The organism is Aeromonas sp. s8 (assembly GCF_040907785.1).
Classification (GTDB): domain Bacteria; phylum Pseudomonadota; class Gammaproteobacteria; order Enterobacterales; family Aeromonadaceae; genus Aeromonas; species Aeromonas veronii.
Genome location: NZ_JBFOCL010000057.1, coordinates 144,750 through 170,714, shown reverse-complemented (window position 1 = coordinate 170,714; position 25,965 = coordinate 144,750). Strand labels below are relative to the sequence as shown.

The window sequence follows — 25,965 nt, the reverse complement described above, 5'->3', positions numbered from 1 at the left end:
ACCATCGCCCGTGAGATTATCCCCTGTTACTTCCAAAATTCTGTTAAGCCTCAGTGCATTGGCCTCTGGTGCCATCGCCGTGCTGGCCTTCTCCCCCTTCGGCTACTGGCCGCTGGTGATCCCCTCCCTGCTTGGCCTCTACGCCCTGCTGGACAAAGCCACGCCGAAACAGGCTGCCTGGCGCGGTTTTGGCTACGCCATGGGACTCTTTTTGCCAGGCCTGTGGTGGATCCATGTCAGCATGACCGAGTTTGGCGGCATCCCGCTGCCGGTCGCCTTTGTGCTGCTGGCCGGGCTCTCCGCCTATCTGGCCCTCTACCCGACGCTCGCCAGCTGGGTTTTTGCCCGCTTCTTTGGCGGCCGTCACTGGAGCCGCTGGCTGCTCGCCTTCCCGGCCCTGTGGTTAGTGGCTGACTGGCTACGCGGCTGGGTGATGACCGGCTTCCCCTGGCTCTGGTTTGGCTACAGCCAGATCGACGGCCCCCTCAAGGGCTTTGCCCCCATTCTCGGGGTGCAGAGCATCACCCTCGCCCTGTTGCTGTCCGCCTCCGCTATCTGGCTGGTGTGGAAATCCCGCTCGCCACTGTGGCTGACGGTGCCTGCCCTGCTGGTGGCAGGTGCTCACGGTCTGATGCAGCTCAACTGGGTGACCCGTGGCGAGCCGGTCAAGGTGGCACTGGTGCAGGGCAATATCGCCCAGTCCCTCAAGTGGGATCCGGAGGCGCTGGCCCCCACGGTGCGCACCTATCAGGACTTGAGCCGCGAGAATCAGGATGCCGACATCATCATCTGGCCGGAGTCGGCGATCCCGGCCATCGAGAAGGCGATGGGCCCCTATCTGGAGAATCTGGACAAGGCGATGAAGGTGAACGATACCGGCCTGCTGGCGGGGATCATTCACTACGACGAGCAGCAACAGCGTTTCTACAATACCGTGCTCGGCATGGGGGTGCAGGATGCGGATGGCAAGGAGTCCTACTTCTACAACCACTCCAACCGCTACAACAAATACCACTTGCTGCCCATCGGAGAGTTCGTGCCGTTTGAAGATCTGCTACGCCCCATCGCCCCCTTCTTCAACCTGCCGATGTCCTCCTTCAGCCGGGGTGACGAAGTACAGCCAAACCTGATCGCCAAGGGGCTCAAGTTTGCCGCCGCCATCTGCTACGAGATCATCTTCCCGGAGGAGGTACGCCGCAACGTCAATGCCGATACCGACTTCCTGCTGACCGTCTCCAACGACGCCTGGTTCGGCACCAGCATCGGCCCCTGGCAACACATGGAGATCGCCCGGATGCGCGCGCTGGAGCTGGCTCGTCCGCTGCTGCGCGACACCAACACCGGCATCACCATCGTGACCGAGATCGATGGCAGCATCATCGGCCAGATCCCGCAGTTTGAAGCGGGCGTGCTGCGCAGCGAAGTGCGTCCCGCCCACGGCGAGACCCCCTACATGCGCTTTGGCAGCTGGCCCCTCTATGGCCTGACCGTGCTGCTGCTGGGTCTGGCGCTGGCGCTGCGCCCCAAGGCGCACCCCTGGGCCCGCGAGCTGTAATGACCACCCGCAATTCCCGATAAACAACGAGGCGCCCGCAGGCGCCTCGTTGTTTACGACAACTTATCACGCATCTTTTTGCAGGCAGCAGATCACATAGCCGTAACTGCCCAGATATTGGCGGTGGATGGCCACTTCCCGGTTCAAGTCCTGCCAGGCGGCACTCTCCCCCAGCTCGTCTCGATAGCGCACCAGATTGACCTCGATAGGGTCCAGATAGTTGTTCCAGGCGCTCATCGGCAAGGGAGTGTGTGACAGGCAGCGGTAGCCTGCCGCTTGTATCGTCTCAAGCAGGCCCGCCAGCGTCTGCATGGCGGGATAATCCTGCTGCCAGAATGCCAATGCCTCCTCGGGCGGGTTATCGGTCAGCCAGACCGCATCACTCAGCACGATGCAAGCCTGTGGGCTCGCGAGCAGCGGGCTCCACGCCTTCAGTGCATTGGCAACCCCCATCACGTAAGCGCTCCCCTCTGCCCAGATGAGGTCGGCTGGGGCCAGATCGTCCGGCAGTGCCGCCATGTTGGCGCAGAGGGTGGAGACATGCTCAAAGCCTGCTGCACGGGCGGAGTGCGCCACGGCGGCCAGTGCCTCCTCTTCCAGATCGATGGCTACGATGGCGGCATCGGTCACCTGAGCCAGCGCCATGGTCGAGGCACCGCGCCCGCAACCCATGTCGAGGATCCGGCGCGGCCGGATGGGCAAGGCGGCAAACTGCTGCTGGGTGAAGGCGCGATCCCCCGGCCCCCAGTAACTCATGCCATCCAGCAGCTGGATAAAGTCCTTGATGTAACGCTCATGTTCATTCATGTCTTTGCTCAACCATTGCAAGTGGTAGCGATCTTTCTCGCTAAAACCCTGTTTCATCACCCACGCGAAGTAGGCCTCCGGAGCCTCGCGCTGCAGTTGCAGTTGCAGCTGCCAGGCCTTGAATTCCTCACCGGAGCGCGGGCGCAGCCCTGCCAAGTCCGCCAGCAGATCCCGAGCACGCTGCATCCGCGCCAGCTCCTCATCCAGCTCCCTGACCCGGGCCTGCAATGCTGCTTGATCTATCTCGCCAGCCAGACAGGCGAGGCACTGCTTGAGGCTGAGACCACCCGCCTGCAGGGCCTGCACCATCTGCAGTCGCTGCAGATCCCCCTCGTCATAATGGCGATAGCCGTTGGCGGCCCGGGTACCGGCAATCACCCCCAGCTTCTCGTAATAGAGCAGGGTGGAGCGGGCGAGGCCGCAGCGGCGGGCCAGTTCGGATATTTTCATGGCAATCACTCACGGTGCGGGCCCTCAAGTGACCCGATAGAGATGAGCTTAAACTGTGAAGCTATAGACAGGTCAACGCCCTTTTCCAGAGGTCCGCCATCAAAAACGGCCACCCAAGGGTGGCCGTTGTCAGCGATGTCAGCGATCAGAGCAGCAATGCTACCGGCTCAGAGACCGGCCGCCTCCAGATGTTCCACCAGCAGCTGCACGCTGCGGTTGCCGCGCCACTCGTTGACGTCAAGCCGGTAGACAAGCCGCACCCGCTTGACCGTGGCATCGGGCCAGCGCTTGAGATCGACGCCAAAGGCGATGGCATCCACCGCGTGACCGGAATCGGTTGTCAGCATCATCTTGAGGTGCTTCTCCCCCACCAGCCGCTGCTGAACCAGCACGAACTCGCCGTCGAACAGCGGCTCGGGGAAGGCCTGACCCCAGGGGCCGGAGGCGCGAATAAGCTCCGCCAGCTCGAGGTTGAGCTCGTCTGGCAACAACTCGCCATCGGTGAGCAACACCCCGGTCAAAAGCTCCGGTGTCACCAGCTCACTAATGACCGCCTCAAAGGCCCGACCGAACGCCTCGATGTTGGCCTTGGGCAGGGTCAGCCCCGCCGCCATGGCGTGACCGCCAAACTTGCCCATCAGGCCCGGATGACGAGTGTCGAGCAGTTCCAGTGCATCGCGCAGGTGCACGCCGGGGATAGAGCGGCCGGAGCCCTTGAGCTCGCTCTCGCTGCTCTCGGCAAAGGCAATGACCGGGCGGTAGTACTTCTCCTTCACCTTGGAAGCCACCAGCCCCACCACCCCCTGATGCCATTCGTTGCGGTGCAGCACTATGCCCGACGGCACCTCGCCATCGCGAAAACGGATCTGCTCCAGGGTGGCGAGGGCCTCCTGCTGCATCCCCTGCTCAATCTCCTTGCGCTCCTGATTGAGGCTGTCCATCTCGGCCGCAAGCTGGCGCGCCAGATTGAGATCATCGCAGAGCAGACAGGCGACCCCGAGGGACATGTCATCGAGGCGCCCTACCGCATTGAGGCGTGGCCCCAGTGCAAAACCGAGGTCGGCGGCGGTGAGGCGGCGACCATCGCGGCCCGACACATCCACCAGCGCCTGAATGCCGGGACGACAGCGCCCGGCCCGGATCCGCTGCAAGCCCTGATGGACCAGAATGCGGTTGTTGCCATCGAGCGCCACCACATCGGCGACCGTGCCGAGGGCCACCAGATCGAGGTAATCCGCCACATTGGGGGCGCGTAACCCTTGCCGTTCGTACCAGCCGAGCTGACGCAGATGGGTGTTGAGGGCCGCCATCAGGTAGAAGGCCACCCCCACCCCGGCCAGCGACTTGGAGGGGAAATCGCAACCGCGCTGGTTCGGGTTGACGATGGCATCGGCGTCAGGCAGCTCCTGACCCGGCAAATGGTGATCGGTAACCAGTACCTGCATGCCGGCCGCCTTGGCTGCCGCCACCCCGGCGATGCTGGAGATGCCGTTATCCACCGTGATCAGGAACTCGGCGCCACGGGCCACCGCCAGCTTGACAATCTCGGGGGTGAGGCCGTAGCCAAACTCGAAGCGGTTGGGCACCAGAAAATCGATGTGGCGACCGCCCATGGCGCGCAGGGCCAGCACACACAGGGCCGAACTGGTGGCACCATCGCAGTCGAAGTCGCCGACAATCAGGATCCGTTTCTGGGCGGTCAGGGCATCCGCCAGCAGCGGCACCGCCTGTTCCATGCCATAGAGGCGCTGGGGCGGCAACAGCTGGCTGGCGCTGCGCTCCAGCAGGGCGGGATCCTCTACGCCACGGCTGGCGAAGATTTGGCGAAGCAGGGGATGCAGGGTGGCAGGCAGATGGGAATCATCAACTCGCGGACGACGACGGATTTGCAGGGACATCAATATGATCCAGTATCTTGAGCAGCTGTTCGGGGCTCTGATACCCGCGCACCAGATCCCCGTCGGAGGAGACCCAGGCCGGCAGTACCTTGACCCCCAACCATTGGCTCAGGCCAATATTTTGGATAAGGGTCTCACTACATGCCGTTTGAGGCAAATAGGCTTTTAACGGATCATTTTGCAGCAGGGGATCGCTGCACCAGTCGGCGGCCCGTTCGGCGTGATCAATCACCGGATAGAGAGCCACGCTCACCCCGGATGCCTGCAGGTGTTGCAAGGTGCCGGAGAGCTGACGACGCTTTGCGTCCTGCTCGCCGAGAAACAGCGCGACCCGGTGACGCTCATCCCGAGCCTTGAGCACGATGGGGGCATGGGCCACCTGTGCCAAGCCAAGTCGGCGCTGCTCGCGCATACCCGAAATGGTCAGGTTCTTCATGTCGCGGGTCATATCCAGCATGACCCCCTGCACCACATAATCCCCTTTGGCATCGCTGTAAAGCACCCCCTGTGAGGTGCCCAGCATATACAACCCCGCGATCGGGGTCGGTTCAACCAGATAGACGGGGACCCCCAGCCGGGCTGTGATGGTCTGTTTCAAGGCTTGGGTATCCATCCCCGCTCTGGCAGCAAATGTGCACAAAAGCATCATTCCCAGTAGTAAATACTTCACTTGTTTACTCACGTGGTATGAATGAATCGACCCAGCAAACTACAGCAGCACAGCTCATCATTCAACCAGCTACTTACCAAAAAATTAATATCACTTTGTACCAAAAAAATGGTTCCCCCCGATTGCCAAGGACTCATAACGCCCGCAAGCTAGTCAGGACGACAGGAACAACGCGGCTTAGCCTCTGTTTTTCCTGACAAGAGTTCGCCCTTTGGCAAGGGTAATCAACGCGCTATCTTGTTTAATTTCGGAGGAAATAATGAGTCTGATTCAAGAGTTCAAAGCCTTTGCCGCCCGCGGCAACGTCATCGATATGGCGGTCGGTATCATCATTGGTGCCGCCTTCGGCAAAATTGTCTCCTCTTTTGTCGGTGACGTGATCATGCCGCCCATCGGCCTGATCCTGGGCGGCGTGGACTTCAGCGACCTGGCGGTCACCCTGAAGGCCGCAGAAGGTGCAACACCCGCCGTAGTTATCGCCTATGGCAAGTTCATCCAGACCATCATCGACTTTCTGATCATCTCCTTCGCCATCTTCATGGGACTGAAGGCCATCAACACCCTGAAGAAGAAGCAGGAAGAGGAAGCCGCCGCCCCGGCAGGCCCGACCAAGGATCAGGAGCTGCTGACCGAGATCCGTGATCTGCTGAAATCCCAGCAAGGGAAATAAGCGCCATCTCCTGTCGTGTAGAGATAAAAAAACCGCCTGCTGGCGGTTTTTTGTTGTTGGGAGGCCAGCCACTCAAGCTCTGGGGTGATGCTCACCGTGCAGCGCCTTGAGCCGTTCGTTGGCCACATGGGTGTAGATCTGGGTGGTGGAAAGATCCGCGTGACCCAGCAGCATCTGCACAACCCGCAGGTCTGCGCCGTGGTTGAGCAGATGGGTGGCGAAGGCGTGGCGCAAGGTATGGGGGGATAGCTCGCCGTTGATCCCGGCCCGCAGGGCATAGAGCTTGATGCGATGCCAGAAGGTCTGGCGGGTCATCATACGGGCCTGCTTGGAGGGAAACACCACATCCGAGCTGGTGCCCCCCAGCAGCAGGGTGCGGGCCTCGCGGTAGTAACGCTCCAGCCAGTGCATCGCCTCCTCGCCCATGGGCACCAACCGCTCCTTGTTACCCTTGCCAATAACCCGCACCAAACCCTGACGTAAACTGACATGCTCGGCGGTGAGCCCCACCAGCTCGGAAACCCGCAGCCCGGTAGCGTAGAGCAGCTCCAGCATCGCCTTGTCCCGCAGCTCCAGCGGGTCATCCACCAGCGGCGCACTCAGCAACGCATCCACTTCCGCTTCGCTTAAATCAGAGGGAAGTTTTTTCGGCAGCTTGGGCCCCTCCAGCAGCACGGTCGGATCGTCGCTGCGCAGCTTCTCGCGGTTGAGATACTGGTAAAAACGGCGCAGGGCCGAGAGAAAACGGGCGGTGCTGCTGGCCGCAAACTGGTGATCGACCCGCCAGGCAAGGTAGTGCTGGATCTCGTCCATCCCCGCCAACAGCAGCGAGCTCCCCTGCTCGTCGAGCCAGAGGGAGAACTTCTCCAGATCGCTGCGATAAGAGCTGACCGTGTTGTCAGACAATCCCCGCTCCAGCCAGAGAGCATCGAGAAAGGGTTCAATCAGGGGATGGGGGTCGGGTTTGCTCATAGTGCGCTGCAATCAGGGGAAAGATGGCCCATTGTAACGCGCCAACTCCTTGGAAAGACAAGGCACTTTCATTGGAAAGATAAGGCACGTTTGCCACGCCCCTTGCCAGGCGGTGAAGGTCGAATGGCAATCTGCTAGACTGGCGCCCTCCCATTACGTTACCCATCGTGTTGCCAACATGGCGCAACCCACACGAGCATGCGAGAACGCGCCAAAAGCAAGCGAGAAAGCGCCAACAGAGAGAAGAGCGATGAAGATTGGTCTGTTTTACGGTTCCACCACCTGCTACACCGAGATGGCTGCCGAGAAGATCCGCGCCCTCATCGGCCCCGAGCTGGTGGATATTCACAATATCAAGGATGTCTCCCTGCGCCGGATGGAGGATTACGAGATCCTGATCCTCGGCATCTCCACCTGGGATTTTGGCGAACTGCAGGAGGACTGGGAGTCCCGCTGGGAAGATATCGCCGATCTCCATCTGGAGGGACGCATCGTGGCCCTGTTTGGCCTCGGCGATCAGCTCGGTTATGGCGAATGGTTCCAGGACGCCCTTGGCATGCTGCACGATCAGCTGGTGCCAAAAGGGGTCAAGCTGGTGGGCTACTGGCCCAACGAAGGGTACGAATTCGATGCCTCCAAGGCACTGATCGACGATGGCCGTCACTTCGTCGGGCTGGCCCTTGATGATGCCAACCAATATGACCAGACCGATCCGCGCATCGAGCAGTGGGTCGAGCAGATCCTGAGCGAAATCCACGCCCTGCTCTGATCTTTCCCACGTTTTGGCAAAACGACCCTGAGCGCCTGGCCCTGGCCGTCGGGCGCAGTTATCGCACCGATTTTCTCAATCGGTATCATCGCATGACGCTATAGCGACTTTTTTGTGCTGGTCTGCAACAATGGACTCGACATCCCATAACAATCAGAGCCGGATGTCGGAAGCAAACGGACAGACCAGAAAAGGATATTCTATGACCCCATTCTCCCTGTTGGCCCCCGCCATTGCCCGTGACGTGCTCGATCACGCGCTGGCGCTGGGTGCCGATTTTGCCGAGCTGTTTGTGGAGCGCAAGCGCCGCAGCCAGCTCAGCCTGCTCTCCAGCCAGATAGAGAACATCAGCGGCGGCCTCGATTTCGGCATCGGTGTGCGCCTCTGTTACGACCACAAGGTGCTCTACGGCTACACCAATCTGGCCAACCGCGACGAACTGCTGCGCATCGTCACCCTGCTGGCGGCCAAAGACCGCCGCGACCCAGTGGTGACCGCCACCGCCTTCGATTTCACCCGCTTGAGCGATCGCAACCCGGTGGCGCTGCCGCTCTCGGCAGACAAGCTGCTGGAGCAGAAGATCGCCTATCTGCACGCCATGGATGCGGCGGCCCGCGCCGAGAGCAGCAAGGTGAGCCAGTTCTCCGGCAACGTGCTGGGCTGGGAGCAGGAGGTGGAGATCTTCAACAGCGAAGGGCTGCAAGTGGCCGATCGCCGCCACTACAACCGCATCATGGCCCAGACTATCGCCATGGAAGGGAGCGAGCAGAGCGTCGGTTACGAGGCCCCCGGCGCCCTGATGGGGTGGGAGCATGCCGATCGCATCGATCCGCGCGAGCTGGCCCTCACCGCCACCCGTCAGGCACTGGTGAAGCTGGGCGCGGCTCCCTGTCCGAGCGGCACCCTGCCGGTCATCATGGAGAACGGCTTTGGCGGCGTCATCTTCCACGAGGCGTGCGGCCACCTGCTGGAGACTACCTCGGTGGCCAAGAAGGCGTCGGTGTTCCACGACAAGATGGGCCAGCTTATCGCCAATCCGGTGGTCAATGCGGTGGATGAAGGCTTGCAGAGCAACGCCTGGGGCTCCATCAACGTCGATGACGAGGGGATGGCGACCCAGCATACCCAGCTCATCAAGGACGGCGTACTGACCGGCTTTCTGGTGGACAGAATGGGTGCCCTCAAAACGGGCTACGCACGCACCGGCTCGGGGCGGCGCGAATCCTACAAGTACGCCCCCACCTCGCGCATGCGCAACACCTATATCGAACCGGGCCACCACAGCCTCGACGATATGCTGGCCACGGTAGAGCACGGCATCTACGCCAAGAAGATGGGGGGCGGCTCGGTACAGCCCGGCACCGGTGAATTCAACTTCAATGTGCAGGAAGCCTACCTCATCGAGCACGGCAAAATCACCAAGCCGCTCAAGTCAGCCACCCTTATCGGCACCGGCCCGCAGGTGCTGAAAGAGATCTCCATGGTGGGCCGCAATCTGGCGCTGGCTGCCGGCATGTGCGGCTCTGTCTCGGGCTCGGTCCCCACCTCGGTGGGCCAGCCGGCGCTGAAAGTAGACAATATTCTGGTGGGAGGGAACGCCTGATGAGCCAGCTCGACATGAACCAACTGCTCACTCGCCTGCTCGACAAGGTGGCCGACCTCAACGCCGAGGCAGACATCATCGCCAATCAGGAGAAGGCCTTCTCCCTCAAGGCAGACAAGGGCGAGCTGGGTGAATACAAGGTCACCAGCAGCCAGCAACTGGGTATTCGCCTGATAAAAGAGGGTCGGGTCGGCATCGCCTACTCGGAATCCCTCGATGAGCTGGCGCTGGATGCCATGCTGCAGGATGCGCTCGATGCCAGCCGCTTTGCCAAGGTGGATGCGGATCAGCGCATCTCGGTGGCCAATAGCCGGATCACCACAGATTGCGCCGAGATCAACCAGCCCGATACCACGCCGGTTGAGGAGAAGATCGCTCTGGCCCTGCGCCTGGAATCTGACATGCTGGCCATGCCCGATGTGAGCGGCGCTCCCTACAACAGCTTCTTCGAAGGGGAGAGCCAGCTCTGGCTCGCCAACAGTCAGGGCACCCTCTGCCAGCACGGCGAGTTCAGCGTCGGCTGCTACACCTCGGCGCTGGTGGAACGGGATGGCCGCCAGTCGATGCACTCGCAGGGCCAGTATGGCCGTCGCTTCGACGAGCTGAACAGTCAGGCCCTGATCGAGCAAATCTACGCCATCGCCGATGGTCTGCTGCCCGGTGAAGCGGTGCCGAGCAGTCGCTACAGCGTCATCTTTAGCACCAACTGCTTCGCCAGCCTGTTTGGCTGCTTTCAGGGGGTGCTGTCGGGCAAGTGGGCCCAACAAGGGATCAACCCCTGGCGCAGCAAGGTCGGCCAAAGCGTAGCGTCACGCTGGCTTACTCTGGAGAGCCGGGTCTATATGCCGGGCGGCATGAACATCAAGGCGTTTGATGGCGAGGGGGCGGCCAGCTCTGATCTGCTGCTGATTGGCGAAGGGGAGCTGAAGACCCTGCTCCACAACAGCGCCACTGCCCACCACTTTGGCGTCGCCAGCAACGGCTCGGCCGCTCGCGGTGCCCGCAGCGCCCTCGATGTGACCGCTCGCCATCTGGTGTTTGGCGCGGGCCCCCACTGCGAAGCGGAAGTGCAGAGCGGCGACTATCTGGAGCTGGTCAAGCTGGATGGCCTGCATTCCGGTGCCGATGCGGTGAGCGGCGACTTCTCGTTTGGCGCGTCGGGCTTCCTCTGCCGCGATGGGGTGCGACTGCAGCCGGTGCGCGGCATCACGGTAGCAGGCAACTTCTACCGCCTGCTGGGCGAGCTGGAAGCGGTCGGGGATACCCTGCACCACAACGACGGCAAGGGCTTCTACGCCCCGCTTATCCGTTTTGGTGGCCTCTCCATCGCGGGCAAGTAAACGTCCCGACGAAACCTGCAAGCAAGAAAAAGGCGCCTGATGGCGCCTTTTTGCTCGTTGTCTCGTCCGCCTTGATGGCATGACTCAGGGCGAGAGCGGCTCGCGGTGATACTCGGCGCAGCCGCATTCGGGGCAAGTATCGAGCTGCTGGGGATGCAGCACGGTATGGCGCCAGCCACACTGGTCGCACACCATGACCCCGAGCCCTACCCAGTCACCCGCTTCGTAAACACCCTTGTGCTCCAACTCGTCGGCCAGCTCCCGCCACTCCACCTGGGCGCGGTCGGTCACATCCGCCAGCCAGGACCAGGCGGTGTCTTTGAGGGCCAACATAAAGGCAGACTCTTCGACCTGCGCACTATCGTCATGGCGCCCCTCGTCATAGTTGCCCAGATCCCGCTTCACGTACTCGGCGATCAGCGCCAGTTCGTCCTGAGTCAGGTCGCTGGCCGCCTCCAGATAGGCCTGCACCTTGGCAATCATCCGGTTGAGGCGCTCCCCCTGGAACTCTTCAGTCTCTTGCCACTGTTTTTGCAGCTCGGCAATGAAGGCTTCGTACCCTTTTTGACGTTTGTCCATGGCTCTAACTCCTCTACTAAACCCTGATCTGGCCCGGCTTAAGGCCCAAGGGACGCTGGCGGTTGTTGCCGCCGCAGGATATGGGTATTCTATTGCGATTTCCCAGCTGATTTATCTATTCATTTCACAGATCCGGATGTCACCAATGCAAGAGCAATACGTTCCCCAATCAATCGAACCAGCAGTGCAAAAGCACTGGGATGCCAAGAAAACCTTCAAGGCCGTGGAGAAGGTAGACAAGGAGAAGTTCTACTGCCTGTCCATGTTCCCCTATCCGTCTGGTCGACTACACATGGGGCACGTTCGTAACTACACCATAGGTGATGTGATCTCCCGTTATCAACGCCTCAATGGCAAGAACGTGCTGCAACCCATAGGTTGGGATGCATTCGGTCTGCCGGCCGAGAACGCCGCGATCAAAAACAATACCGCACCGGCGCCCTGGACCTACGAAAACATCGAATACATGAAGAACCAGCTGAAGATGCTGGGTCTGGGTTATGACTGGGATCGTGAAGTCGCCACCTGCAAACCGGATTACTACCGCTGGGAGCAGTGGTTCTTCACCAAGCTCTACGAGAAGGGTCTGGTCTACAAGAAGACCTCCTCCGTCAACTGGTGCCCGAACGACATGACAGTGCTGGCCAACGAGCAGGTAGTCGACAACTGCTGCTGGCGCTGTGACACCCCGGTGGAGCAGAAAGAGATCCCCCAGTGGTTCATCAAGATCACCGACTACGCCGAAGAGCTGCTCAACGACATCGACAATCTGGAAGGCTGGCCAGAGATGGTCAAGACCATGCAGCGCAACTGGATTGGCCGCTCCGAAGGGGTCAACATCAGCTTCGCCATCGAGGGTCAGGCTGAGCAGCTGGAGGTCTATACCACCCGTCCGGACACCTTCATGGGCGTCACCTATGTCGGTATCGCTGCCGGTCACCCGCTGGCGCTGCAAGCAGCCCAGAACAATCCTGAGCTGGCCGCCTTTATCGAAGAGTGCAAGAACACCAAGGTCGCCGAAGCCGAGTTGGCCACCATGGAGAAGAAGGGCATGGCCACCGGCCTCTATGCCATTCACCCGCTGGATGGCCGCAAGGTACCGGTCTGGGTCGCCAACTTTGTGCTGATGAACTACGGCACCGGCGCCGTGATGGCAGTTCCGGCCCACGATCAGCGTGACTTCGAATTCGCCACCAAATATGGCCTCGACATCAAGGCGGTGATCAAGCCGGTTGATGGCGACGTCGACGTGAGCGAAGCCGCTTACACCGAGAAGGGCGTGCTGTTCAACTCCGGCGAGTTCGACGGTCTCGACTTCCAGGGCGCCTTCGATGCTATCGCCAGCAAGCTGGAAGGGCTCGGCAAGGGCAAGCGCACCGTCAACTACCGTCTGCGTGACTGGGGTGTCTCCCGTCAGCGTTACTGGGGTGCCCCCATCCCGATGCTGACTCTGGCTGACGGTACCGTAGTGCCGACGCCGGAAGACCAGCTGCCGGTACTGCTGCCGGAAGACGTGGTGATGGATGGTATCCAGAGCCCGATCAAGGCCGACGCCGAGTGGGCCAAGACCACTTACAACGGTCAGGAAGCGTTCCGCGAGACCGATACCTTCGACACCTTTATGGAGTCCTCCTGGTACTACGCGCGCTACTGCTCCCCGGACTACGACAAGGGCATGCTGGATCCGGCGGCTGCCAACCACTGGCTGCCGGTGGATCAGTACATCGGCGGTATCGAACACGCCTGTATGCACCTGCTCTATGCCCGCTTCTTCCACAAGCTGCTGCGTGACGCGGGTCTGGTCAACAGCGACGAGCCGTTCAAGCGCCTGCTCTGCCAGGGCATGGTGCTGGCCGACGCCTTCTACTACAAAGACGAGAAGGGCGGCAACGTCTGGGTCAGCCCGACTGACGTCAAGGTAGAGCGTGACGAGAAGGGTCGCATCACCAAGGCCATCGATAACGAAGGCCGCGAAGTGCTCCACTCCGGCATGACCAAGATGTCCAAGTCCAAGAACAACGGCATCGACCCGCAGCTGATGGTCGAGCGTTACGGCGCCGATACCGTCCGTCTGTTCATGATGTTCGCCTCCCCAGCCGAGATGACCCTGGAGTGGTCCGACTCCGGCGTAGAGGGTGCCCAGCGCTTCCTGCGTCGCCTGTGGCGCGTCACCTTCGAACACGTTTCCGGTGGCGCCGTTGCCGCACTGGATGTGGCTGCTCTCACCAACGAGCAGAAAGCGGTACGCCGTGAACTGCACAAGACCATCGCCAAGGTAAGCGATGACGTGGGTCGCCGTCAGACTTTCAACACCGCCATCGCCGCCATCATGGAGCTGATGAACAATCTGGCCAAGCTGGGCAACGACGAGCAGGACCGCGCCCTGATGCAGGAAGCGCTGGAAGCCGTGGTGGTCATGCTCTACCCCATCACCCCGCACATCGGCTTCGAGCTGTGGAAGATGCTGGGCAAGGGCGACGACATCGATCACGCAGCCTGGCCGGTGGCCGATGAAGCGGCCATGGTCGAGACCGAGAAGCTGGTGGTGGTACAGATCAACGGCAAGATGCGCGGCAAACTGACCGTGCCGGCCGAGATCAGCCAGGCCGACGTCGAGAAGCTGGCGATGGCCGATGCCTCCGTGCAGAAGTTCACCGACGGTCTGACCGTGCGCAAGGTGATCTATGTACCGGGCAAGCTGCTCAACATCGTTGCTAACTGATCGGTTGCCAACTGATCATTGCCAATCTGTGACAGCAAACGGATGATAACGGCGGGCCCTGCGCCCGCCGCTTTCCCTTAATGCAAAGAGGATTTTCTATGGGCACCATCTTCACCCGCTGGATGGCCATCGTGCTGGCTGGTCTGCTGCTGCAAGGCTGCGGCTTTCACATGCGCGGTAACGGCATTCCGAGCGAGCTGATGACCATGAAGGTCGTGGGCGACAACAAGAGCGACTTCTACCGGATGGTTACCACCCGCCTGAAGGCCTCTGGCGTGACCCTGGCCGACAAGGAGGGCATTCCGGTGCTCACTCTGGGCGGCGTAGGCAGCACCAGTCAGGTTGCCTCGGTCAACGCACTGGGGACGGACACCGAATATGTGCTGGGCTTTGGTACCCAGTTCACCATCTCGGTACCAGGCAAGCCGACTCAGGTCTTCCCCATCAACTTCAACCGCAGCTTCCTCAACAAGCCGGATGCAGCGCTCGCCTCCTCCCGTGAGCAGGAGCAGCTCAACCGCGAGATGCAGGAGCAGGCGGCCAATCAGGTGATCCGGCAGTTGAGTCAGGTCAGCTTCTGATGCGAGTACTTTGATGAGAGTCTACCCCGAACAATTTGGTGACCACCTCAAAGCAGGGCTTCGGCCCTGCTATCTCGTTTTTGGCGACGAGCCCCTGTTGCGACTGGAGGCAATCGATGCCATCCGTCAGATCGCCCGCAAGCAGGGTTTCGATGAGCGCCACACCTTCGTGGTGGAACAGGGGCTGGACTGGAATCAGGTCTACGATGCCTGTCAGGCCATGAGCCTCTTCTCCGCCCGCCAGATCATCGAGCTGGAGCTGCCCGCCAAGGTGGACAAGGATCTGGCCGCCCGCATCAGCGAAATTGGCAAGCAGCTTCATCCCGACCTGCTGCTGGTGCTGAGTGGCGGTCGCCTCAACCAGACCCAGATGAAAGCAGCCTGGTTCGACAAGCTCTACCAAATTGGCACCTATGTGCCGGTCAACCATCCGGAGCCCAAGTTTTTCCCGCGCTGGATGAGCGCCCGTTTTGCGCGTTTCGGCCTCAAGGCGCTGCCGGATGCCATCAACTTCATGTGCCACTCCTACGAGGGCAACCTGCTGGCCGCCAGCCAGGAGATCGAGAAGCTGACCCTGCTCTCGCCGCCCCAGCCCATCAGCGTCACCTATCTGCAAGAGACCATTATCCGCCACGCCCACTTCACCCCGTTCCAGCTGGTCGATACCCTGCTGGAGGGCAAGGTGAACCGGGCCCAGCGCATTCTGGCCGCCCTGCGGGCCGAAGGCACCGAGCCGGGGATGCTGGCCTGGACCCTTTGCCGCGAGCTGGAGCAGCTGACCGAGCTGTCGTTGGCGATGCGCAACGGCCAGCCGCTGGGTGAGCACTTCAGCCGCCTGCGCATCTGGCAGAGCCGCCAGCAGCTCATTCAGCAAGCACTGACCCGACTGCCATTTGCCAAGTTGCAGCAACTGTGGCAACTGATGGCCCAATTGGACGATGCCCAGCGCCGCTTCGATACCGAACAGGCGTGGCTGATGCTGCAGACCATTGCCCTCGGCTTTCGTGATGGCACCCCGCTGCCGCTGGTGATGGAGAGCAGCCCGTGCTGAAGGCGCCTGTCGGTTTGCTTGGCGGCACCTTCGACCCCATCCATATCGGTCATCTTCGCCCGGCCATCGAGGCGCGTGATGCCCTAGGTCTGGCCGAGATGCGGCTGATCCCGAACCATATCCCGCCCCACCGTGCCAATCCGTTCTGCTCGAGCGAACAGCGCCTCGCCATGGTCAAGCTGGCGGCGGCGGAGAACCACCACTTTGTGGTGGATGAGCGGGAGCTGAAGCGGGATAAACCCTCTTACACCATCGATACCCTGATCGAGCTGCGTCGTGAACTGCCCGATACGCCGCTCTGTTTTCTGATGGGGATGGATTCCCTGCTGAGCCTGCCAAGCTGGCACCGCTGGCAGGAGCTGCTCGACTATGCCCATCTGGTGGTGAGCGTGCGGCCGGGCTGGCAACCGGATTATCCGGCCGGGGTGGCGCAGCTGCTGGCGCACCATCACACCACGGATGCCAACGCGCTGCATCAGCGTCTGGCCGGTCATATCTGGCTGGCGGACAACCAGCCCATCGAACTGTCAGCCACCCGACTGCGAGCCTTGCTGGACGCGGGACAAGACACCCGCTACCTCTTGCCCGAGTCGGTTGCGCACTATATTGATCAACAGGGGCTCTACCGCGCCAACCGCCGCTAGCCCCTGTCGTAATCCCGCCCCACCCGATGGGAAACGGGAGTGACCATGATATAATCCGCCGCCCTGACGCAAACGCTGCGCGCCGGAATACAGGAGAGACTCATTGCAAGGCCAAGAATTGCATGCCTTTATCATCGACAAGATCGATGACATGAAAGGCCGCGACATCATCACCCTCGATGTACGCGGCAAATCCAGCATTACTGACACCATGATCATCTGTTCCGGCAACTCCAGTCGTCACGTCAGCGCCATTGCCCACCATCTGGCCAGCGAGGCCCGCCACGCGGGTCTGGATCTGCTGAGCGTGGAAGGACAACTGAGCGGTGAATGGGTGCTGGTAGATATGGGCTCGGTGATCGTGCATGTGATGCAGGATGAACATCGTGACTTCTACCAACTGGAAAAGCTGTGGAGCGGTGCCGCTCAAATGAATACGCAATAAGAGCACAAGTGTAACGACCATGAAGATCCAGTTGATTGCGGTGGGCACCAAGATGCCCGCCTGGGTAGAGCATGGCTTCGAAGAGTATCGTCGCCGCTTCCCCAAAGACATGCCGTTTGAACTCGTCGAGATCGGCGCTGGCAAACGGGGCAAAAATGCCGACATTCCGCGCATCCTGCAGAAGGAAGGGGAAGCCATGCTGGCGGCTGCGGGGCGCTCGCGCATCGTCACCCTCGACATTCCGGGCAAGCCCTGGACCACGGAGCAGCTGGCTACCCAGCTGGAGGCGTGGAAACTCGATGGCCGCGATGTAGCCCTGCTGGTAGGCGGGCCGGAAGGCTTGTCCCCCGAGTGCAAGGCTGCCGCCGAACAGAGCTGGTCACTGTCACCGCTCACCCTGCCCCATCCGCTGGTGCGGGTGCTGGTGGCAGAGAGCCTCTATCGGGCATGGAGCATCACCACCAATCATCCGTATCATAGAGAGTGAGCCATGCGTCTCTGGAGTCTCACCTCTCATATCCACCCCTATCACAGAGAGTGAACAATGCAGTTCCTGCTCTTATTGCCCCCAAGGGTCTTGAGGTAAAGGCATGCTGAAACAACGCATCGAAATGCGCGATCACAGTGCCGAGGGCAATCTGTTCTTCCGGCGCACCCTGGTAGCCTACATCGGCATCGTCGTGCTGATGCTGGTGCTGCTGGGCAATCTCTATTATCTGCAGGTCGAGTCCTACGACACCTACCAGACTCGCTCCAACTCCAACCGCATCCGCGTGGTACCGGTGGCGCCGCCACGGGGCCTCATCTATGACACCAACGGTGTGCTGCTGGCGGAAAACCGCCCGGTCTACAGTCTGGAAATCGTGCCGGAAGAGACCAAGGATCTCGAAAAAACCGCCGACCAGCTGATCACCCTGCTGGGTCTGCCGGAAGGCACCAAGGAGAAGTTCCTCGCCGAAGTGAAGCGCCAGCGCCGCTTCAAGCCGGTCGCCCTCTACGAGAAGCTGACCGAATATCAGGTGGCCCTCTTCTCGGTCAACCAGCACAACTACCCGGGTGCCAGCATCGAGGCCTACCTCAAACGCTACTACCCGTTTGGTGACACCCTCACCCACGCTTTGGGCTATGTGGCCAAGATCAATACCCGTGACGTGGAGCGCCTCGAGAAGGAAGAAAAACTCGCCAACTATGCGGCCACCAAGGATATCGGCAAGCAGGGGGTGGAGAAGTATTACGAGGATGAGCTGCACGGCGTGGCGGGCTATCAGGAGGTCGAGGTGAACAACCGCGGCCGGATTGTCCGCACCCTCAAGTTCCAGCCGCCTATTCCCGGCAAGGATATCTACCTCAATATCGACGTCCGGATGCAGCTCAAGGCCCAGCAACTGCTGGCTGGCCAGCGCGGTGCCATCGTGATGATGGACCCGAAAACCGGCGCCATCCTGGCCCTGGAGTCGAGCCCGAGCTATGACCCCAACCTGTTCGTGACCGGTATCTCCAGCGCCAACTACTCGGCGCTCCTCAACGATCCGGCGCGGCCACTGGTGAATCGCACCACTCAGGGCATTTATGCCCCTGCCTCCACCGTCAAGCCCATGATGTCCATCATGGGTCTCAACGAGGGGGCCATCACCCCGGGCTACCGCTATTTCGGCGGCCCGAGCTTCTCCATTCCCGGTACCACCAAGAAGTTTCGCGACTGGCGCCGCTGGGGTCATGGCTGGCTCGACGTCTATCGCGCCATCGAGGTCTCGGCAGATACCTACTTCTACGATCTCGCCTATCGAGTCGGCATCGACAAGATCCACAGCTACATGACCAAGTTTGGCTTCGGTCAGTACACAGGGGTCGATCTCTATGAAGAGACCAAGGGAGTTATGCCGTCCCGTGACTGGAAGATGGCCCGCTGGCGCCAGCCCTGGTATCAGGGTGACACCATCTCTGTCGGTATCGGTCAGGGCTACTGGAGCGCCACCCCGCTCCAACTGGCCAAGGCGATCAGCATCCTGACCCAGAATGGTCACGACGTCACCCCGCACCTGCTCAAGAGCACAGCCTCCCAGGCGGGGGTGGTCGATGCCCCCATCAACCCCAATATCGCCCTCAAGCTCAAGAACGACAGCTTCTGGAAAGTGGCGCAGGATGGGATGTGGCGAGTCAACCATGGCAGTGAAGGCAGTGGCCGTCACTCGTTTGCCAAGGCGCCTTACTCCTCAGGCGGCAAATCGGGCACAGCCCAGGTAGTCGGTTTGAAGGAAAATCAGGTTTACAACATCAAGACGGTCAAGGCGGAGCATCGCGATAACGCTTTGTTCGTTGCTTATGCCCCCTTCGAGGCACCCAAAGCGGTGGTAGCTCTGGTACTGGAAAACTCCATCGGAGGTGGTGGTGGTCGAGCTGCATCGCCCATTGCACGCCAGATGCTGGATGCCTATCTGCTGCCCCCTGATCCGCAACTGCCACCGGCACCGGAAAAGCCGTCCCAACCGAGTGAGGTCGCTCCCAATGAGTAATTCTGCCCGCCAGCAGAGCATCTGGTACAAGCTGCATATCGACTTGCCCCTGCTGCTCGGTCTGCTGGCCGTGATGACCCTCTCCATGGTGGTGCTCTACTCCGCCTCCGGTCAGGATATGGACTCTATCGTGCGCCAGCTGGTGCGCGGCGGCCTCGCCTTTGCCCTGATGATCGGCCTGGCCCAGCTGCCCCCCTCCCTCTACGCCCGCTGGTCGGTGCCGCTGTTCGCCGTGGTGGTGCTGATGCTGATTGCGGTGGACGTATTCGGCCACATCGGCAAGGGGGCCCAGCGCTGGCTCGATCTGGGCTTTATGAAGTTCCAGCCCTCCGAGGTGATGAAGCTCTCCATGCCCATCATGGTGGCCGCCTGGCTCAGTCGCCACTCGCTGCCCCCCAAGTTCAGCCATGTGGTGATCGCCCTCATCATGGTGCTGCTGCCCACCCTGCTGATCGCCGCCCAGCCTGACCTTGGCACCTCCATTCTGGTGGCCGCCTCCGGCTTCTTCGTCATCTTCCTGGCGGGGCTCAGCTGGTGGCTGATCGGCTTGGCGGTCCTGCTGATGCTGGCCTTTATGCCGGTGCTCTGGTTCTTCCTGATGCACGACTACCAGCGCCAGCGGGTGCTGATGCTGCTCGACCCGGAGAAAGACCCGCTCGGCCGCGGCTACCACATCATCCAGTCCAAGATTGCCATCGGCTCCGGCGGCGTCTTCGGCAAGGGGTGGCTGCAAGGGACCCAGTCCCAGCTGGAGTTCCTGCCCGAGCGCCATACCGACTTTATCTTCGCAGTATTCAGCGAGGAGTTCGGTCTGGTAGGGGTTGCCCTGCTGCTGGTGCTCTACCTCTACGTCATCAGCCGCTGCCTGTTTATCTCGATGCAGGCCCAGAACAGCTTCGAGCGACTGCTGGGTGGCGCCATCACCCTCACCTTCTTCGTCTATGTGTTCGTCAACATGGGCATGGTAAGCGGCATCTTGCCGGTGGTAGGGGTGCCCCTGCCGCTGGTGAGCTATGGCGGCACCTCCATGGTGACCCTGATGGCCGGATTCGGTATCCTGATGTCCATCCAGACTCATAGAAGACTGCTCGCCTGATGAGACGGGTTGGATTGCTACTCTCGCTCGCCACCACGATGGCGACCGCCGCCGTGTCGCCGGATCGGTTGGCCCTGCTCGCCGAACAGCAGCAGGTGCCGCTGGCGGAGCTGCAGGCGGCCGTCGCCAGCGCCCAGTTGCGCCAAGAGGTGCTCGACACCATCAGCAAGCCGTGGGAGGCCAAGCCCTGGCATCGCTACCGGCCGCTGTTTGTTACCCCGGATCGCATCCGTGATGGCCAGCAGTTCTGGCAGCAGCATGCCGAAACGCTGGCCCGCGCGGAGCAGACCTATCGGGTGCCCGCCTCGCTCATCGTGGCCATCATAGGGGTCGAGACCTTCTACGGTCGCCAGATGGGCCGCCATCCGGTGCTCGATAGCCTCTACACCCTGGGATTTCACTACCCGGAGCGGGCGGACTTCTTTGCCAAGGAGTTTGCCCAACTGGTGGTGCTGGCCAAAGAGGAAGGGTGGCAACTCGATGCCCTCAAGGGCTCCTATGCCGGCGCCATGGGGATGGGGCAGTTCATGCCCTCCAGCTACCGCCACTACGCCGTCGATTTTGACGGGGATGGCAAGCGGGATCTGTTTGCCAACCCGGTCGATGCCATCGGCAGCGTGGCCAACTATTTTGCCAGCCACCAGTGGCGCTGGGGCGAATCCGTGGTGGAACCGGCCCAGATCGGGTTGATGGCAGTCGAACCTCTACTCAGGCCTGAGCCCGAGTTAACACAACAGTGGTCAGAACTGGCGGCGGCAGGGATTGAGCTCGCCACGCCGCTGGCCCCACAGACGCCGGTCAAGTTGCTGGCGTTTGCCCAAGCCGATGGACCGGAATACTGGGTCGCACGGCATAACTTTTATGTGATCACCCGTTACAATCGCAGCCCACTCTATGCGATGGCGGTGTATCAACTTAGCCAAGCCATTCAGGAAGCGTATGCATCTTCGTCACAAACTCCTCCCGCTCAGCCTGAGCTTGTTGCTGGCCGCCTGTAGCAGCCAGCCGGAACAGAGCGCCCCCATCGAGCCGCAAGCACCGGTCAGCAAACCACCCGTTATCGAGATCCCGCAAGCCACCGGCGCCATTCCGCGCCCCGAGCCCCTGAGTGCCAGCGGCAACCGGGACTACTGGATTGGCAAGCAGAAGCACGAGGTGTGGCGCGACATCAAACACTACAGCGAAGAGGGCACCGCCAGCTGGCTGTCGCCGGATCTGGACGGCCAGAAGACCGCCAACGGCGATGTGCTGGACAGCAAGCTGTTCAGTGCCGCCCACCGCAACCTGCCCATCCCGAGCTATGTGCGGGTCACCAATCTGGACAACGGGCTGGAGACCATAGTGCGGGTCAACGATCGCGGCCCGTTCAACAGCCCGCGCCTGATCGACCTCTCCTACGCAGCGGCCAAGCAGCTGGAGATGGTCGATAGCGGTGAGGCCCGAGTACGGCTGGAGCTGATCAGCGACACTCCGGATCAGATGGTGATCATGGAGCCGATGAAGCCCATCGAGATGACCCCGACCACTCCGGCTGCGGCCTCCAACACGCTGTCGCAAGATGGCTTCCTGGGTGAACCGACCGCGCTTGCGATGGCCACTCCCGCCGCCGATCCGGCTCCTGTCAAGGCACCCGCCGCCAAGCCCGCCAAAGCGGTGCCTGTCAAACCAGCGTCAGCCAAGGCTGCAGCGCCCGCCAGCAGTGGTGATGGCAAGATGATCCAGGTACTGGCCAGCGGCTCCCGGGATCGGGCCGAGGCTATGGGCAAGGTGATGACCCAGCGTTACGGCGTACCCTACCGAATCGATGCCCATGGCGCCATTTTCCGGGTGCTGATTGGCCCGGTCGCCGCCGACCAGCAGGCAAGTGTGCTGGAAAAAGTACGTCAGGGCGGGCTGGAACAGGCCTTTATCGTGCCCTGATCGCCCCCTTTTGCTGCGGATGTGACTAACCGCTTACTCACTGTCATCACGTCGTTTTATGGCGTGATGACAGGGAGTGATGGATAAAAAACCAGTTCTGATCGCCATCTCGGGCTATAACCTGCGGGCGCATCTGGTATAGTTAGGCCCGCATTTTATCCCCATCTGGCTCGCAGGAATTTCAAGATGTCCAAATTTGCCCGTTCAGTTCTTCTGGCCTCACTGATCAGCGTAACCGCCCAGGCCAATACGCCGGTGCCGACACCGACCCCGAATGCCATGCCCATGGTGGTTCCCGCCGCGCCGGAGATCTCCGCCAAGGCCCATATTCTGATCGACTACTACTCAGGTCAGGTGCTGGCCGAGCAGAACGCCGAAGAGCGTCTGCCGCCCGCCAGTCTGACCAAGATGATGACCTCCTACATCATCGGCCAGGAGCTGCTGAAGGGGAACATCAAGCGCACCGACATGGTGACCATCAGCCAGAACGCCTGGTCCAAGAACTACTCCGACTCCTCCAAGATGTTTATCGAGGTGGGCAAGCAGGTCTCCGTCGATGACCTGAACAAGGGCATCATCATCCAGTCCGGCAACGACGCCTGTGTCGCCATGGCTGAGTTCCTGGCAGGCAGCACCGACTCCTTCGCCAGCCTGATGAACAGCTGGGCCGCCAAGCTCGGCATGAACGACAGCCACTTCATGAACCCGCACGGTCTGGATGCGGAAGGTCACTACAGTACCGCTCACGATATGGCCCGTCTGGGTCAGGCGCTGATCCGCGACCTGCCGGAGGAGTACAAGATCTACTCCCAGAAATCCTTCGTGTTCAACGGCATCACCCAGCACAACCGCAACCGCCTGCTGTGGGATCAATCCCTGCAAGTGGATGGCATCAAGACCGGCCACGTCAGTCAGGTCGGCTATAACCTGGTCTCCTCTGCCACCAACAACGAAGGCATGCGCCTGATCGCCGTGGTACTGGGCGCCAGCAGCGAAGCCTCCCGCGCCGCCGAGAGCAAAAAACTGCTCACCTACGGCTTCCGCTTCTTCCAGAGCCTGACCCCGTACAAGGCAGGCACCGAGCTGGTTACCCAGAAGATCTGGATGGGCGACAAACCGGAAGTGAAACTGGGCGTCGACAAAGATGTCTCCGTGCTGGTCACCCGCGGTCAGGGTAACAACCTGAAGGCTGATTTCCAGCTCGACAGCGAGCTGAAAGCGCCGCTGGCCAAGGGGCAGCGCGTCGGTACCGTGTTCCTGAAACAGGGCGACAAAGAGATCAAGCAGGTGCCGCTGGTTGCCCTGGAAGAGGTGCAGGAAGGTGGCCTGATGAGCCGTCTGTGGGACTATCTGGTACTGCTGGTCACCAGCTGGTTCAAGTAATCCAACGCACAATCCTCACCAAACAGCGGCGCCAACAGGCGCCGCTGCTGTCTGTGACCGGCAAAGGCAGTGAATAACCCTGTAAACTGCAGGTTCCGCCTCACCCTGATTTGTGGTAAAAAGCAGCACTTCCATCCTTGTCTGACCGATCCTGGCCTTGATCCCGGTCCGGGCAGCGCCCATATAGTTATGAGCCGTGCCCATATAGACTTGAAATGGCGGCCTCCACGGGCCATCGGCCACTAGCCATCCAAGATGAAGTCATCCCGGTGATGACGCAAAAGGTGAGTAAATGAATACCAAGTTTGATGAACTGCTGGAGTTTCCCTGCAAATTCCCGTTCAAGGTACTCGGCGTTGCCGACCCGGCACTGCCGGAAATGGTGGTTGAAGTGCTGCAGCAGCACGCCCCCGGCACCTACAGCCCGACCGTCCAGCCCAGCTCCAAGGGCAACTACCACTCGGTCCGCGTGACCGTGACTGCCCAGAGCAAAGAGCACATCGAAGCGATGTACCACGCCCTTGGCAAGATCGAGCTGGTGAAATACGTACTGTAATTTCTCTCTCGCCCCGTTCTGCGGGGCGACTGTTTTTGGCCGCAGCACGCCGCGAGGACGCCATGTCATCCCAGATCCCCGCCCAGTCCAGCCTGATTGTCAGGCAGCTGGGTCGCCGCCCCTACCAGCCGGTATGGGACGCCATGAAAGCCTTCACCGACAACCGCACCAGCGACACCCCGGACGAGTTCTGGGTGGTCGAGCACGATCCCGTCTACACCCAGGGTCAGGCCGGCAAAGCCGAACACCTGCTCAATCCGGGCAATATCCCGGTGGTACAGAGCGATCGCGGCGGTCAGGTGACCTATCACGGCCCGGGCCAGCTGGTGCTCTACGTACTGGTGGATGTCCGCCGCTGCAAATTCTCGGTTCGCGAGCTGGTGACCGCGCTGGAGACAGCCATCATCAATACCCTCGCCAAAAGCGATATCCAGGCTTATGCCAAGGCCGATGCCCCCGGGGTCTATGTGAAAAATGACCTTGGCATGGAGGCAAAACTGGCCTCGCTGGGTCTGCGCATCCGCAAGGGGTGCTCGTTCCACGGGCTGGCACTCAATATCAACATGGACATGACCCCCTTCCTGCACATCAATCCGTGCGGCTATGCGGGCATGGCCATGACCCAGACCAGCGCTCTGGGCGGCCCGCAAAGCGTGGCCGAGGCGCAATCCATTCTGGTGGCCGAACTGGCCCGCCTGATTGGCTATCAAACAATAACAAACACCGAGAGTGAATCATGAGCAAACCCGTTCGTATGGAGCCGGGCGTCAAGCTGCGCGATGGCGACAAGATGGCCCTGATCCCGGTGAAATTCATGCCGGATCCCAACGAAGAACTCCTTCGCAAGCCGGACTGGATGCGGATCAAGCTGCCCCCCTCCAGCCAGAAGATCGAACACATCAAGAGCACCTTGCGCAAGAACAAGCTGCACTCGGTCTGTGAAGAGGCCTCCTGCCCCAATCTGGCGGAGTGCTTCAACCACGGCACCGCCACCTTCATGATCATGGGCGCCATCTGCACTCGTCGCTGCCCCTTCTGCGACGTGGCCCACGGCCGCCCGCTGGCGCTCGATCCGGAAGAGCCGAAGAAGCTGGCGCTGACCATCAAGGAGATGAACCTCAAGTATGTGGTGATCACCTCGGTGGACCGCGACGATCTGCGCGACGGCGGTGCTCAGCACTTCGCCGACTGCATTCGCGAGATCCGCGAGCACAGCCCGCAGACCCGCATCGAGATCCTGACCCCGGACTTCCGTGGCCGGATGGAGCAGGCGCTCGAGGTGTTCCGCGAGACCCCGCCGGACGTCTTCAACCACAACCTGGAAACCGCGCCGCGCATGTATCGCGTCGCCCGCCCGGGTGCCGACTACAAGTGGTCGCTGGAGCTGCTGCGCCGCATCAAGGAGATGCACCCCCACGTACCGACCAAATCCGGTCTGATGATGGGCCTTGGCGAGACCAACGAAGAGATCGTCGAGGTGCTCAAGGATCTGCGCGCCCACGGCGTCAACATGCTGACCTTGGGTCAGTATCTGCAGCCGAGCCGCCACCACCTGCCGGTCAAGCGCTACGTGCCGCCAGCAGAGTTTGACGAGCTGAAAGATGTCGCCATGGAGCTGGGCTTTACCCACGCCGCCTGCGGTCCTTTCGTTCGCTCCTCCTACCATGCTGATCTGCAAGCCAAGGGCGAAGAGGTCAAATGATCTGGCACGACAGAGAGGTCAAATAACTTCCTCCCTCGC

General features: G+C 61.1%; 24 protein-coding genes. 19 read left to right on the top strand and 5 right to left on the bottom strand.

The window, feature by feature from the left end; all coding sequences use genetic code 11:
* Window positions 1-10: 10 nt before the first annotated feature.
* Window positions 11-1,555, top strand: a complete 1,545-nt coding sequence (lnt, locus tag AB5Y86_RS20145; protein ID WP_368193898.1) for an apolipoprotein N-acyltransferase — start codon at window positions 11-13, stop codon at window positions 1,553-1,555.
* A gap of 66 nt (window positions 1,556-1,621) precedes the next feature.
* Here lnt and AB5Y86_RS20140 read toward each other — a convergent pair whose 3' ends face one another.
* From AB5Y86_RS20140 to AB5Y86_RS20130, 3 genes are all read right to left on the bottom strand, one after another.
* Window positions 1,622-2,812 (bottom strand): MerR family transcriptional regulator, encoded by a 1,191-nt coding sequence (locus AB5Y86_RS20140; RefSeq protein ID WP_368193897.1) that lies wholly within the window; start codon window positions 2,810-2,812, stop codon window positions 1,622-1,624.
* A gap of 167 nt (window positions 2,813-2,979) precedes the next feature.
* The gene (gene recJ, locus AB5Y86_RS20135) at window positions 2,980-4,710 is read right to left on the bottom strand and encodes a single-stranded-DNA-specific exonuclease RecJ (RefSeq protein WP_368193896.1); all 1,731 of its coding nucleotides are present in this window, start codon (window positions 4,708-4,710) and stop codon (window positions 2,980-2,982) included.
* The gene (locus tag AB5Y86_RS20130) at window positions 4,676-5,323 is read right to left on the bottom strand and encodes a disulfide isomerase DsbC N-terminal domain-containing protein (RefSeq protein ID WP_005335146.1); all 648 of its coding nucleotides are present in this window, start codon (window positions 5,321-5,323) and stop codon (window positions 4,676-4,678) included. The genes recJ and AB5Y86_RS20130 overlap by 35 nt, the downstream gene beginning before the upstream one ends.
* Before the next feature lie 316 nt (window positions 5,324-5,639).
* On the opposite strand from AB5Y86_RS20130, the gene mscL reads away from it, so the two are divergent.
* A complete protein-coding gene (gene mscL / locus AB5Y86_RS20125; protein ID WP_047438040.1) occupies window positions 5,640-6,050 on the top strand; it encodes a large-conductance mechanosensitive channel protein MscL in 411 nt (136 codons plus the stop codon).
* A gap of 72 nt (window positions 6,051-6,122) precedes the next feature.
* On the opposite strand, the gene xerD is transcribed toward mscL, so the two are convergent.
* Complete coding sequence (gene xerD, locus AB5Y86_RS20120; RefSeq protein ID WP_368193895.1) at window positions 6,123-7,022, bottom strand: site-specific tyrosine recombinase XerD; 900 nt, start codon at window positions 7,020-7,022, stop codon at window positions 6,123-6,125.
* Window positions 7,023-7,272: 250 nt separating this feature from the next.
* On the opposite strand from xerD, the gene fldB reads away from it, so the two are divergent.
* The 3 genes from fldB (at window position 7,273) to AB5Y86_RS20105 (ending at window position 10,734) form a co-directional block, all read left to right on the top strand.
* Window positions 7,273-7,791 (top strand): flavodoxin FldB, encoded by a 519-nt coding sequence (fldB, locus tag AB5Y86_RS20115; RefSeq protein ID WP_005335151.1) that lies wholly within the window; start codon window positions 7,273-7,275, stop codon window positions 7,789-7,791.
* Window positions 7,792-7,993: 202 nt separating this feature from the next.
* A complete protein-coding gene (locus AB5Y86_RS20110; RefSeq protein ID WP_368193894.1) occupies window positions 7,994-9,394 on the top strand; it encodes a TldD/PmbA family protein in 1,401 nt (466 codons plus the stop codon).
* Window positions 9,394-10,734, top strand: a complete 1,341-nt coding sequence (locus AB5Y86_RS20105; RefSeq protein WP_368193893.1) for a TldD/PmbA family protein — start codon at window positions 9,394-9,396, stop codon at window positions 10,732-10,734. Before AB5Y86_RS20110 ends, AB5Y86_RS20105 begins: the two co-directional genes overlap by 1 nt.
* Window positions 10,735-10,818: 84 nt before the next feature.
* On the opposite strand, the gene AB5Y86_RS20100 is transcribed toward AB5Y86_RS20105, so the two are convergent.
* Window positions 10,819-11,313, bottom strand: a complete 495-nt coding sequence (locus tag AB5Y86_RS20100; protein ID WP_005335155.1) for a zinc ribbon-containing protein — start codon at window positions 11,311-11,313, stop codon at window positions 10,819-10,821.
* Window positions 11,314-11,458: 145 nt separating this feature from the next.
* Here AB5Y86_RS20100 and leuS point away from each other — a divergent pair, with 145 nt between their 5' ends.
* The 14 genes from leuS (at window position 11,459) to lipA (ending at window position 25,926) form a co-directional block, all read left to right on the top strand.
* Window positions 11,459-14,035 carry a leucine--tRNA ligase gene (gene leuS, locus AB5Y86_RS20095; protein ID WP_368193892.1) on the top strand — a complete coding sequence of 859 codons (2,577 nt, stop codon included), beginning with the start codon at window positions 11,459-11,461 and terminating at the stop codon, window positions 14,033-14,035.
* Window positions 14,036-14,133: 98 nt separating this feature from the next.
* Window positions 14,134-14,616, top strand: coding sequence for an LPS assembly lipoprotein LptE (gene lptE / locus AB5Y86_RS20090; protein WP_005335160.1), 483 nt, complete (start codon window positions 14,134-14,136; stop codon window positions 14,614-14,616).
* Window positions 14,617-14,629: 13 nt separating this feature from the next.
* Entirely contained in the window at window positions 14,630-15,667 is a 1,038-nt protein-coding gene (gene holA / locus AB5Y86_RS20085) for a DNA polymerase III subunit delta (RefSeq protein WP_005362399.1), read from the top strand.
* Complete coding sequence (gene nadD, locus AB5Y86_RS20080) at window positions 15,661-16,311, top strand: nicotinate-nucleotide adenylyltransferase (protein WP_368193891.1); 651 nt, start codon at window positions 15,661-15,663, stop codon at window positions 16,309-16,311. Before holA ends, nadD begins: the two co-directional genes overlap by 7 nt.
* Before the next feature lie 103 nt (window positions 16,312-16,414).
* A complete protein-coding gene (gene rsfS / locus AB5Y86_RS20075; RefSeq protein ID WP_005335165.1) occupies window positions 16,415-16,756 on the top strand; it encodes a ribosome silencing factor in 342 nt (113 codons plus the stop codon).
* Between the two features lie 19 nt (window positions 16,757-16,775).
* Window positions 16,776-17,243, top strand: a complete 468-nt coding sequence (rlmH, locus tag AB5Y86_RS20070; protein ID WP_005335166.1) for a 23S rRNA (pseudouridine(1915)-N(3))-methyltransferase RlmH — start codon at window positions 16,776-16,778, stop codon at window positions 17,241-17,243.
* Window positions 17,244-17,346: 103 nt separating this feature from the next.
* On the top strand, window positions 17,347-19,269 hold the full coding sequence (gene mrdA / locus AB5Y86_RS20065) for a penicillin-binding protein 2 (RefSeq protein WP_005335168.1): 1,923 nt from the start codon (window positions 17,347-17,349) through the stop codon (window positions 19,267-19,269).
* Window positions 19,262-20,365 (top strand): rod shape-determining protein RodA, encoded by a 1,104-nt coding sequence (gene rodA, locus AB5Y86_RS20060; protein ID WP_005335170.1) that lies wholly within the window; start codon window positions 19,262-19,264, stop codon window positions 20,363-20,365. Before mrdA ends, rodA begins: the two co-directional genes overlap by 8 nt.
* Window positions 20,365-21,363, top strand: a complete 999-nt coding sequence (gene mltB / locus AB5Y86_RS20055; RefSeq protein ID WP_368193890.1) for a lytic murein transglycosylase B — start codon at window positions 20,365-20,367, stop codon at window positions 21,361-21,363. Before rodA ends, mltB begins: the two co-directional genes overlap by 1 nt.
* Entirely contained in the window at window positions 21,305-22,285 is a 981-nt protein-coding gene (locus tag AB5Y86_RS20050; RefSeq protein ID WP_139477381.1) for a septal ring lytic transglycosylase RlpA family protein, read from the top strand. The genes mltB and AB5Y86_RS20050 overlap by 59 nt, the downstream gene beginning before the upstream one ends.
* Window positions 22,286-22,471: 186 nt before the next feature.
* Window positions 22,472-23,668 (top strand): D-alanyl-D-alanine carboxypeptidase family protein, encoded by a 1,197-nt coding sequence (locus AB5Y86_RS20045; protein ID WP_005335176.1) that lies wholly within the window; start codon window positions 22,472-22,474, stop codon window positions 23,666-23,668.
* A gap of 292 nt (window positions 23,669-23,960) precedes the next feature.
* Entirely contained in the window at window positions 23,961-24,224 is a 264-nt protein-coding gene (gene ybeD / locus AB5Y86_RS20040) for a DUF493 family protein YbeD (protein WP_005335178.1), read from the top strand.
* A gap of 62 nt (window positions 24,225-24,286) precedes the next feature.
* Entirely contained in the window at window positions 24,287-24,964 is a 678-nt protein-coding gene (gene lipB, locus AB5Y86_RS20035) for a lipoyl(octanoyl) transferase LipB (RefSeq protein WP_040066806.1), read from the top strand.
* Entirely contained in the window at window positions 24,961-25,926 is a 966-nt protein-coding gene (lipA, locus tag AB5Y86_RS20030; protein ID WP_005335190.1) for a lipoyl synthase, read from the top strand. Before lipB ends, lipA begins: the two co-directional genes overlap by 4 nt.
* Window positions 25,927-25,965 lie beyond the last annotated feature (39 nt).

Coding starts and splice junctions, on each gene's coding strand:
- mltB (WP_368193890.1), top strand. CDS start 20,365: ATGAGACGGGTTGGATTGCTACTCTCGCTCGCCACCACGATGGCGACC.
- AB5Y86_RS20100 (WP_005335155.1), bottom strand. CDS start 11,313: ATGGACAAACGTCAAAAAGGGTACGAAGCCTTCATTGCCGAGCTGCAA.
- AB5Y86_RS20050 (WP_139477381.1), top strand. CDS start 21,305: ATGCATCTTCGTCACAAACTCCTCCCGCTCAGCCTGAGCTTGTTGCTG.
- recJ (WP_368193896.1), bottom strand. CDS start 4,710: ATGTCCCTGCAAATCCGTCGTCGTCCGCGAGTTGATGATTCCCATCTG.
- ybeD (WP_005335178.1), top strand. CDS start 23,961: ATGAATACCAAGTTTGATGAACTGCTGGAGTTTCCCTGCAAATTCCCG.
- AB5Y86_RS20140 (WP_368193897.1), bottom strand. CDS start 2,812: ATGAAAATATCCGAACTGGCCCGCCGCTGCGGCCTCGCCCGCTCCACC.
- fldB (WP_005335151.1), top strand. CDS start 7,273: ATGAAGATTGGTCTGTTTTACGGTTCCACCACCTGCTACACCGAGATG.
- lipA (WP_005335190.1), top strand. CDS start 24,961: ATGAGCAAACCCGTTCGTATGGAGCCGGGCGTCAAGCTGCGCGATGGC.
- xerD (WP_368193895.1), bottom strand. CDS start 7,022: ATGAGCAAACCCGACCCCCATCCCCTGATTGAACCCTTTCTCGATGCT.
- lipB (WP_040066806.1), top strand. CDS start 24,287: ATGTCATCCCAGATCCCCGCCCAGTCCAGCCTGATTGTCAGGCAGCTG.
- leuS (WP_368193892.1), top strand. CDS start 11,459: ATGCAAGAGCAATACGTTCCCCAATCAATCGAACCAGCAGTGCAAAAG.
- rlmH (WP_005335166.1), top strand. CDS start 16,776: ATGAAGATCCAGTTGATTGCGGTGGGCACCAAGATGCCCGCCTGGGTA.
- AB5Y86_RS20110 (WP_368193894.1), top strand. CDS start 7,994: ATGACCCCATTCTCCCTGTTGGCCCCCGCCATTGCCCGTGACGTGCTC.
- AB5Y86_RS20105 (WP_368193893.1), top strand. CDS start 9,394: ATGAGCCAGCTCGACATGAACCAACTGCTCACTCGCCTGCTCGACAAG.
- mscL (WP_047438040.1), top strand. CDS start 5,640: ATGAGTCTGATTCAAGAGTTCAAAGCCTTTGCCGCCCGCGGCAACGTC.
- AB5Y86_RS20045 (WP_005335176.1), top strand. CDS start 22,472: ATGTCCAAATTTGCCCGTTCAGTTCTTCTGGCCTCACTGATCAGCGTA.
- holA (WP_005362399.1), top strand. CDS start 14,630: ATGAGAGTCTACCCCGAACAATTTGGTGACCACCTCAAAGCAGGGCTT.
- lptE (WP_005335160.1), top strand. CDS start 14,134: ATGGGCACCATCTTCACCCGCTGGATGGCCATCGTGCTGGCTGGTCTG.
- rodA (WP_005335170.1), top strand. CDS start 19,262: ATGAGTAATTCTGCCCGCCAGCAGAGCATCTGGTACAAGCTGCATATC.
- mrdA (WP_005335168.1), top strand. CDS start 17,347: ATGCTGAAACAACGCATCGAAATGCGCGATCACAGTGCCGAGGGCAAT.
- AB5Y86_RS20130 (WP_005335146.1), bottom strand. CDS start 5,323: ATGGATACCCAAGCCTTGAAACAGACCATCACAGCCCGGCTGGGGGTC.